The following is an 8,757-nucleotide window of genomic DNA, read 5'->3' as shown; positions in this document are numbered from 1 at the left end:
CCTGCCTTTTTTGTCGCCCGTTTTCCGCGTTGCCGCCTCGCGTCCGCGCACCGGCGCGCCATCCGCGCCACGTACAATGCCGGAATGAACGCTTCGAACAAAATCGCGGGATGGGCTAGCGCCATTGGCCCGGCCATCGCTCTATGAACAAATCGCGCATCGTGGTCGGACTTTCGGGCGGCGTCGACTCGTCGGTCGCCGCGTGGCTGCTCAAGCAGCAGGGGCACGACGTGGTTGGCGTCTTCATGAAAAATTGGGAAGACGATGACGACGACGCGTACTGCTCGTCGCGCCAAGACTTTCTAGACGCCGCCAGCGTGGCCGACGTGCTGGGCATCGAGATCGAGCACGTGAACTTCGCAGCCGACTACAAAGACCGCGTGTTCGCCGAGTTCCTGCGCGAGTACCAAGCCGGCCGCACGCCCAACCCTGACGTGCTGTGCAATGCCGAAATCAAGTTCAAGGCTTTCCTAGATCACGCGCTGCGCCTGGGCGCCGAGAAGATCGCCACGGGCCACTACGCACGAGTGCGTGAGCATCACGGTGAACACCAGCTCCTCAAGGGCCTGGATCCACTCAAAGACCAGAGCTACTTCCTGCACCGCCTCACGCAAGCGCAACTCAGCAAGACGCTGTTCCCGGTAGGCGAGCTGCCCAAGACCGAGGTGCGCCGCATCGCCGCCGAGATCGGCCTGCCGAATGCGAAGAAGAAAGACTCGACCGGCATCTGCTTCATAGGCGAGCGTCCGTTTCGCGAGTTCTTGAACCGCTACCTCGCCAACACGCCCGGCCCCATCAAGGACGACCGCGGTCGCACCGTCGGCGAGCACGTGGGCTTGAGCTTCTACACCTTGGGCCAGCGCAAGGGCATAGGCATCGGTGGCCTGAAAGAGCGCGGCGCGGCGCGGGGGAGCAGCGAGCACGCGCCTTGGTTCGTGGCCCGCAAAGACATGGCGGCCAACACGCTCTACATCGTGCAAGGCCACGACCACCCCTGGCTGCTCTCGCACGCCTTGCAGGCCGACGACATCAGCTGGGTGGCTGGCCGCGCACCGCCAGAGGGCGACGTGGCCGCCAAGACGCGCTATCGCCAAGCCGATGCAGCCTGCCGCATCGCCTGCGAGCCAGGCGGTTTTCGGCTGCAGTTCGAGGCGGCGCAGTGGGCTGTCACGCCGGGCCAATCGGCCGTGGTCTATGACGGCGAGGTGTGCTTGGGCGGTGGTGTGATCGCCAGTGCCGCGCCGGCCGACACGCCTCTCGACATGCCGCCCGCGGCGCCGTCTCAGCGCGGCTTGGCCAGCTCCATCGCCCAGTAAGCCTTGTACTCGGCTCCCGGCGCACCGGGGGCGCAAGCCGCACCGAGTTCGGTAACGGCGCTCTCCATCAGGTTGGCGCAGTGGCCGGCGCTGTTTTCCCAAGCGCGCACCACCTCGGCCACACCCGCGTGGTGGCCCGCCACGTTCTCGGCAAATACGCCCCATTCATAGCCTGCCGCTGTAGCCCGCTGCGCAGGGCCACGGCCTTGCGCATCGTCATGCGTGACCGTGTTGCGCGCCGCCATGTCGTGCGCATGGCGAGAGGCCAGCTGCGCGAGCACACCGCTCCAGCGCAACGGGGGCGCGGCGGCAAAGCGCCCGCGGGCGCCGCAGCTGCGTGGTGCGGCGCGAAACGCGTTCACCTGGCGCAGCAGCTCGGGCTCGAACCGGGCCAAGCCGCAGTTGGCGGTCGCGGGGTGCGCGGCGGGCAGCCCCGCAGGCTCCGCTCGCGGGGCTGAGCTGCCCGCGCAGGCGCTCACTCCGCCTGCCAGCAGCAGCCACGCACCCAGCCAGCGCAGCAACGGCGCAGGGTCTGGGAAACAAGCTCTGAACGAAGCGCTGATCGGCATGGGCGCAAGCCTAGCCACCGATGCCGCCACGCGCAGCCCGCAAGCGTGAAACCCATCACGGCAACGCGGCCGGTCACTGCCCCGGCCGCCGCGGCACCAAAACGCCACTCAATTCGCACCCCTCTGAGCCGATAAGCACAGAAGCCGGGTGGCCTTCTGACGGCCCCGTCACCCACACCATGAATGACTGCTCTCACCTCGCCTTGGTTTCCCTGCTCATCGCCAGCGCCGGCGCAGCGCAGGCTGCTGCCGTCACCGTGGCTGTCACCGACACATCGGGCCAGCCCCTGGCTGACGCCGTGGTGATGCTCGAACCCGCCAGCGGCAAGCTGCCCGTGAAGCCGATGGCGCAAGTGGACATTGCACAGCGCCAGCGCCAGTTCACGCCCACGCTCACGGTGGTGACGGTGGGCACGCCGGTCAACTTCCCCAACTTCGACACGGTGCGTCACCAGGTGTATTCGTTCTCGCCCGTCAAAACATTCGAGCTGAAGCTGTATGCCGGCGTGCCCAACGCGCCGGTGATCTTCGACAAACCCGGCGCCGCGGTACTGGGCTGCAGCATTCACGACCAAATGGCCGCATGGGTGGTGGTGGTCGACACCCCCTATTTCCAGCGCACCTCGGCCAGCGGCCAGGTGCGGCTCGACGGCGTGGCCGCAGGCCACTATCGCCTGCGCGCCTGGCACGTTGGCGTGCCCGCGGGCAAAGAGCCCGCCCCCGTGGCCCTCACCGTCGCAAGCGGCGACATGCACATGCAGCTCAAGCTGCCGGCGGGCGCCCTGTGAGCGGCTGGCCGCGTCACGGTGCCATCGGTGCCATCGGTGCGATTACCACGCTTCGTGCGTGGATGCGCAAGTCACTCAGCGCACGCATCGTGCTGCTGTTCCTCGGCCTGCTGCTGCTGGTGCAGGGCCTGAGCTTCGTGGCCATACGCGCCACCATCGACCGCAATGCGCGCGCAGGCATCAGCGAAGACCTTGAAGTGGGCGAGCGCCTGCTCCGGCGTGTGCTCGACCAGAACGCGCACAAGCTCACAGAAGGGGCCACCTTGCTGGCGTCCGACTACGGCTTCCGCTCGGCGGTGAGCAGCAACGACGCGGCCACCATCAGCTCGGTGCTGTCCAACCAGGGAGAGCGCATCGGCGCCACCGTGGCCGCCTTGCTCGACACCAGCTTTCGCCTGCGCGCCACGGCCCAGGCCGACCATCTCATGCTGCAGCCGGTGCTGGCGCGGCTGGCCGCCAACGGCGGCACCGCCAAGCGCGCAAGCGACGTGGTGATGATCGACGACAAGCCCTTCCAGTTCGTGATGGTGCCGCTGCGTGCACCGGTGCTGGTGGGCTGGGTGCTCATGGGTTTTCCGGTCGACCAGCGCCTGGTCGATGAAATGCGCGGCCTGACCTCGCTGCACGTGAGCCTGGAAGTGCGGCGCGATGCGCAGTCGGCGTGGCAGACCACGGTCACGACGCTGCCGCGCGAAGCCCGCAGCGCCCTGGAGCGGCAAAACATCTTCCTGCCCGGTGACCCCGCCATGAGCGTGGCCCTGCCCGACGGGGAATACAGCGCCCGCTCGGTTGCCCTCACCGAGCCCGGCAGCGGCGCTGCGGTCTCGGCGCTCTTGATGCGCTCGGTAGACGAAGCCGTGGCACCGTACCGTCAGCTGCAGGTGGGCCTGGCGGTGCTCACGCTCTTGAGCGTGGCGGTGTTCGGCGTGGGCAGCGCGCTCACCGCCCGCTATGTGACCACGCCGCTGCGCAAACTGGCCGCCGCGGCCGAGCGCCTGGGTGCCGGCGACTACACCACACCGCTGGGCGGCCAGCGCCGCACCGATGAGATCGGCGAGCTGGCGCAAACATTCGAGCGCATGCGCGTCAACGTGGCTGGCCAGCAAGAAGAGATCTTGAAGCTGGCCTATTGGGACAGCCTCACCGGCCTGCCCAACCGCGTGCAGTTTCGCAACGCACTCATCGAAGCCATGGCGCTCGGCAAATCAGACGGCCGCTCGGTGGCGGTGGTGATGCTCGACCTCGACCGCTTCAAGCATGTGAACGATGTGCTCGGCTACCGTTTCGGCGACCTCATGCTCAAGGGCGTGGCCGAGCGTCTGTCGCAGCAGGCCGTGCGCAATGGCGACCTGGTGGCACGCCTGGGCGGCGACGAGTTCGCCGTGTTGCTGGCCGACATGGAGCCGGCGAGCGACATCGCCCACACCCAGTCGGTGGCTCAGCGCCTGCACCAGGCCTTCGGCGACGTGATGACACTCGAAGACCACTCGGTCGACATGAGCGCGAGCTTCGGCATGGCCGTTTGGCCCCAACACGGCACCGATGCCGACAGCTTGCTCAGCCACGCCGAGGTGGCCATGTACACCGCCAAGCGCCGCAGCGAAGGGCCAATGCTCTACGACCCGTCGATCGACGCCGCCAGCAAGGAAACGCTGACGATGCTGAGCGAGCTGCGCCATGCCGTTGATCACCACGAGCTGCGCCTGTTCCTGCAGCCCAAGCTCGCGCTCGACAACGCCCGCGTGGTCGGCGCCGAATCACTGCTGCGCTGGCAGCACCCGCAGCGCGGCCTGGTGCCGCCCATGAGCTTCATCCCCTTTGCCGAGCAGACGGGCTTCATTCGTGTGCTCACGCAGTGGGTGTTCGAAGAGTCGGCTCGCATGTGGCGCGTGCTCAACGAAGGCGGCCTGCGCATCGTGCTCTCGATCAACCTCTCGACGCGCGACCTGCTCGACGTAGAGCTGCCGCAAAAGTTCGAAGCCCTGCTGGTCAAGCACATCGTGCCGGCCGAGGCCTTCTGCCTAGAGATCACCGAGAGCGCGATCATGGACGACCCGACGCGCGCCATGAACACGCTGGAGCGCCTGAGCGCCATGGGCTTTCGCCTGTCGATCGACGACTTCGGCACCGGCTACTCGTCACTCGCCTATCTGAAGAAGCTGCCGGTCGACGAGCTGAAGATCGACAAGTCTTTCGTGCTCAGCATGGAGAAAGACGTGAACGACGCGCGCATCGTGCGCTCGACCATCGACCTCGCCCACGGCCTGGGCCTGTCGGTGGTGGCTGAAGGTGTAGAGAACGCGCAGGTGTGGGACTTGCTCCGCGACCTGTCATGTGACGAAGCGCAAGGCTTCCACATGGGCCGGCCCATGCCGTCTAGCGAATTCGTGCACTGGGCTGCCGGCTGGGCCGCACGCCATGCTTCTCCTGGCCTCAAAGGCATGCCCGACGTGAACGTCACGCTGCATTAGGCCCCCAGTCGCTGCCGCTGCCGTTCAGCCCATCTCGGTGCGATTGCGCCCTGCGGTCTTGGCGCGGTACATGGCCTGGTCGGCGCGCTCGATGGCGGCTTCAAGGGTCTCGGTGGGCACCACTTCCACCAGGCCTGCTGAGTAGGTGAGGATCAGCTCGGCACCCACGTCTTGCAGCTGCATCTTCTGCAGCTGCTCACGCAAGCGCTGCAACGCCACCTGTGCCTGGGCGATCGGCGTGTCGGGGAACATCACCATGAACTCTTCGCCGCCCCAGCGTCCCAGCAGGTCGGTGGTGCGCACCACTGCCTTGGCCGCGCCCGAGAAGCGGCGCAGCACCTCATCGCCCGCCGCGTGGCCGTAGCGATCGTTCACGTTCTTGAAGAGATCGATGTCAAGCAGCGCCAGGCACAGCGGCGTGGTCTTGCGGGCCTGCTTGCGAAACTCGGCCTGCATCTGCTCCATCACGTATCGGCGGTTGTGCACCTGGGTCAGGTCGTCCCAGATCGCCAGCTCTTGCACCCGCGCGAGCGCGGTCTTGAGCTCGCTGCGTTGTGCACGCAAGCGCTCGTGCAGCGAAGCCACCTGCGTGGCCAGGCGCGCGATCACCGGCACCACGATGCAGGCGTAAAGGTAGGTCACCACCTGCACCCGCCACGGGAAGCGCTCCGGGTCGACCCAGGCGCACAAGGCGATCACCACCCCCAAAACCGCCAGCAAGATCACCACCAGCCGACGTACTTGCTTCACCGTCATGCCGAACATCGAATAGGCGATGTGGCTGGCGGTAATGATGGTGACGGCACCGCTGGCCAAGCCTGCCAGCGCATACATCCAGTAGAAATACACAACGCCCACCCCTAGCTGGAAGGCGAGCGCGGGGTCGCGCTTCGCGCTCAGGCCCCAGCCGCTGCGCAGGGCCACATAGAACGCTGCGCTGGTGAGCAACACCGTCACGCAGAGCCACACCGTGGGCATGAGCGGCGACAGGCCCATGCCCACCTGCACGAAGGCCAGCATGGCGTAAGCCACATAGCAGAGGGTGGCAAAGAGCCACGCCTTCAGCCGCAGCTGCTGTGCGGGGTCGTTGGTGAGGAAAAGATCGGTGGCTGAACTCATGGGAGGCGATGGTTTCATGCTGGAGGCAGGCGGTCAACGGACCAGTGGCGCCATCACGCGCGCCGCCTGGCGCAAGGCTGCGTCGTCGAAGCCGGCGTAGCCGAACACCCAGCCGCGTCTGCGCGCTTGCACGCAGTACCACGACAGCGGCGCCAGGTGCACCCCCGCCTGCGCCGCCGCGCGGCTGAGGCGGGTGTCGTCCAGCCGCTCGCCAATCTCATGCACCAGGTGCATGCCTTGCGCTGCTTGCGCGAGCTGCAGCGCACCACCGCTCGCCTTGCGCAGTGACTCGATCAGCGTGGCCTGGCGCTGCTGGTACAGCTCGCGCATGCGCCGCAAGTGGCGCAGCAAATGGCCCTCGGTGATGAAACGCGCCAGCACCTCTTGCAGCGCACCCGGGCTGTGGCGGTCGCTCAAGGCCTTGGCGCTGGCAAAGGCATCCACCAGCGCCGGCGGCAGCACGACAAAGCCCAGGCGCAGCCCGGGGTGCAGCGTTTTCGAGAAGGTGCCCACGTAGAGCACGCGCTCGCTGTGCGGCAGGCTGCACAGCGCCGGGATGCGGTGTGCGCCGTATTGAAACTCGCCGTCGTAGTCGTCTTCCACCACCCAGGCGCGCTGCTTGCGCGCCCACTCCAGCAGCTCGAGCCGCCGTGCGAGACCCATGTGCACACCGAGCGGAAACTGGTGCGTGGGGGTGACCACCGCCATGCGTGCGTCGGGCCAGCGCGCCGCGCCACTTGCAATGGCCAGGCCTTGCTCGTCCACCGCCACTGGGCAGGCGCTCACGCCATGGCCGATAAGGCTTGCACGTATGCCCAGGTAGCCCGGGTCTTCGACCAGCACCTCGTCGCCCGGGTCGAGCAACAGGCGGGCGATGAGGTCGATGGCCTGCTGCGAGCCCGAGGTCACCACCACCTGACCGGCGTCGCAGCGTATGCCGCGCGACACCAGCAGCCACTGCGCGATCGCCTCGCGCAAGGGCTTGTGCCCGGCGGCCGAAAGGTACTGCGCGGTGTCTTGCCGCACGCGCGCCGGCAGTTGGCGCTCCAGGCGCGACCACAGCTCGAAAGGAAACGCATCGACTGCGGGCGTGCCTATGCGGTAGGCCGTGACGGCGGTGGCGGGTGGCCGCCAGCGCAACGCCGTCTCGGCGATGAGCCGCCCGCGCTGCGACAGGCCGGCCGCGGGCAGCAGGGGCGGGCCGCTGCTCTTGCGCTGAGCCGGGGCACGCAGCGCAGCGAGATCGGGCGCCACGTAGCTGCCGTCGCCCACACGCGCCACCACGTAGCCCTCGGCGCGCAGGCGCTCCAACGCCCACAGCACGGTGTTGCGCGCCACGCCCAGGGCCTGGGCATGCGCGCGCGAGGGCGGCAGCTTGCTGCCCGCAGCAAAGGTGCCGCGCTCGATGCCGGCACGCAGCTGCAGGTAGACCTGCTGGCGCAGCGCCAGCGCAGGAACGGCGGTTCGGGCATTCATCGTGAGCGGGTTCCTTCAACGGGTTTGTTCAATGTGCGCCTTCATAACGCAGGCCTAACGGCGCACCTCCTAGTCTTGGGCCACTCCTGCCGAGACTGCACGACAACTCAGGAGCGTTTGACAACCATCCTTCAACTGATCAGGAGAACAGAATGAGCAAACTTCTATGGCTGGGCTTGGTGGCCGCCCTTGCATCGGCCAGCGTCGCTGCCAGTGGCTCGTCGCCGCACGGCCTGCTGCGGCCTCAAGCCGGCGTGGCGACGCCTTCTCATGCGGTGTCGGCACGCGACACCATCAACTGTGGCTTCATCTGCGACTCGTTCGGCCGCTGCCGCCGCGTCTGCTGGTGAGTTTTCCTTTCGACTGAAAGGGGCGGCCGCCGCAGCGCGGCCGAGCGTCACCTGGATTGGCTCTTGCCTGCATCGTAAATTGGCTCCTTGCTTTGGCAATGAAGTGTCTACGATCAAGAACCAATGATCCAGCCTCAGACGCCATGACCCTTCGCATCGCCCCGCTCACGGTCGATGACCGTGCCGCCTGGGAGCCACTGGCCCGCGGCTACAAAGCCTTCTACAAGACCGAGACCACGCCCGCCGAGTACGACACCGCGTGGCAGCGCTTGCTGCTGCGAGAAGACGTGTTCGGCCTCAGCGCCAAGCTCGACGGCCGGCTGGTCGGCATCACGCACTACCTGTTTCACAGCAGCGTGTGGTCGCCGCGCGTGGGCTGCGTGTGCTATCTCCAAGACCTGTTTGTGGCGCAGGCCGAGCGCGGCCAAGGCATTGCACGCGCGCTCATCGAATCGGTGGGCGCCGCGGCGCGCGAGGCACAGGCCACGCGCTGCTATTGGCTCACGCAAGACCACAACACCGTCGCACGCACCTTGTATGACAAAGTGGCCCAGAGGTGGCGGCGCAAAACCGGACACGACGATAAGTGGAAACTCTGCTTCATGACCACGGGCCCGAGGCCCGAGAAAGCGGCAGACCATGAGCAGAAGAGCAAGACGAAACCACTC

At 67.1% G+C, this 8,757-nt stretch carries 8 protein-coding genes; 5 read left to right on the top strand and 3 right to left on the bottom strand.

Annotated elements, in window-relative coordinates; all coding sequences use genetic code 11:
* Positions 1-143: 143 nt before the first annotated feature.
* Positions 144-1,316 carry a tRNA 2-thiouridine(34) synthase MnmA gene (gene mnmA / locus AC30QB_RS11570; protein WP_489546369.1) on the top strand — a complete coding sequence of 391 codons (1,173 nt, stop codon included), beginning with the start codon at positions 144-146 and terminating at the stop codon, positions 1,314-1,316.
* Here mnmA and AC30QB_RS11565 read toward each other — a convergent pair.
* Positions 1,283-1,885: a CAP domain-containing protein gene (locus AC30QB_RS11565; protein WP_489546368.1), complete on the bottom strand. Its 603-nt coding sequence runs from the start codon at positions 1,883-1,885 to the stop codon at positions 1,283-1,285. The two genes, mnmA and AC30QB_RS11565, sit on opposite strands and share 34 nt — an antisense overlap.
* 179 nt (positions 1,886-2,064) lie before the next feature.
* Between AC30QB_RS11565 and AC30QB_RS11560 the strand changes: the two genes are divergently transcribed.
* Positions 2,065-2,673: a methylamine utilization protein gene (locus AC30QB_RS11560; RefSeq protein WP_489546367.1), complete on the top strand. Its 609-nt coding sequence runs from the start codon at positions 2,065-2,067 to the stop codon at positions 2,671-2,673.
* 62 nt (positions 2,674-2,735) lie between these two features.
* Positions 2,736-5,144 (top strand): putative bifunctional diguanylate cyclase/phosphodiesterase, encoded by a 2,409-nt coding sequence (locus AC30QB_RS11555; RefSeq protein ID WP_489546366.1) that lies wholly within the window; start codon positions 2,736-2,738, stop codon positions 5,142-5,144.
* Between the two features lie 24 nt (positions 5,145-5,168).
* Here the strand turns inward: AC30QB_RS11555 and AC30QB_RS11550 are convergent, their stop codons facing one another.
* A complete protein-coding gene (locus AC30QB_RS11550; RefSeq protein ID WP_489546365.1) occupies positions 5,169-6,263 on the bottom strand; it encodes a diguanylate cyclase in 1,095 nt (364 codons plus the stop codon).
* Between the two features lie 33 nt (positions 6,264-6,296).
* Positions 6,297-7,739 (bottom strand): MocR-like pyridoxine biosynthesis transcription factor PdxR, encoded by a 1,443-nt coding sequence (gene pdxR, locus AC30QB_RS11545; RefSeq protein WP_489546364.1) that lies wholly within the window; start codon positions 7,737-7,739, stop codon positions 6,297-6,299.
* Between the two features lie 152 nt (positions 7,740-7,891).
* Between pdxR and AC30QB_RS11540 the strand changes: the two genes are divergently transcribed.
* Together AC30QB_RS11540 and AC30QB_RS11535 are read left to right on the top strand one after the other, a co-directional pair.
* Complete coding sequence (locus AC30QB_RS11540) at positions 7,892-8,089, top strand: hypothetical protein (RefSeq protein ID WP_489546363.1); 198 nt, start codon at positions 7,892-7,894, stop codon at positions 8,087-8,089.
* A 143-nt stretch (positions 8,090-8,232) separates the two neighbouring features.
* A partial coding sequence (locus AC30QB_RS11535; RefSeq protein ID WP_489546362.1) for a GNAT family N-acetyltransferase occupies positions 8,233-8,757 on the top strand: 525 nt, incomplete at its 3' end.

Source organism: Rhizobacter sp., from assembly GCF_046595475.1.
Classification (GTDB): domain Bacteria; phylum Pseudomonadota; class Gammaproteobacteria; order Burkholderiales; family Burkholderiaceae_C; genus Rhizobacter.
Note: the sequence above shows the minus strand (reverse complement) of the source record. Positions and strands in the feature narration are given on the sequence as shown.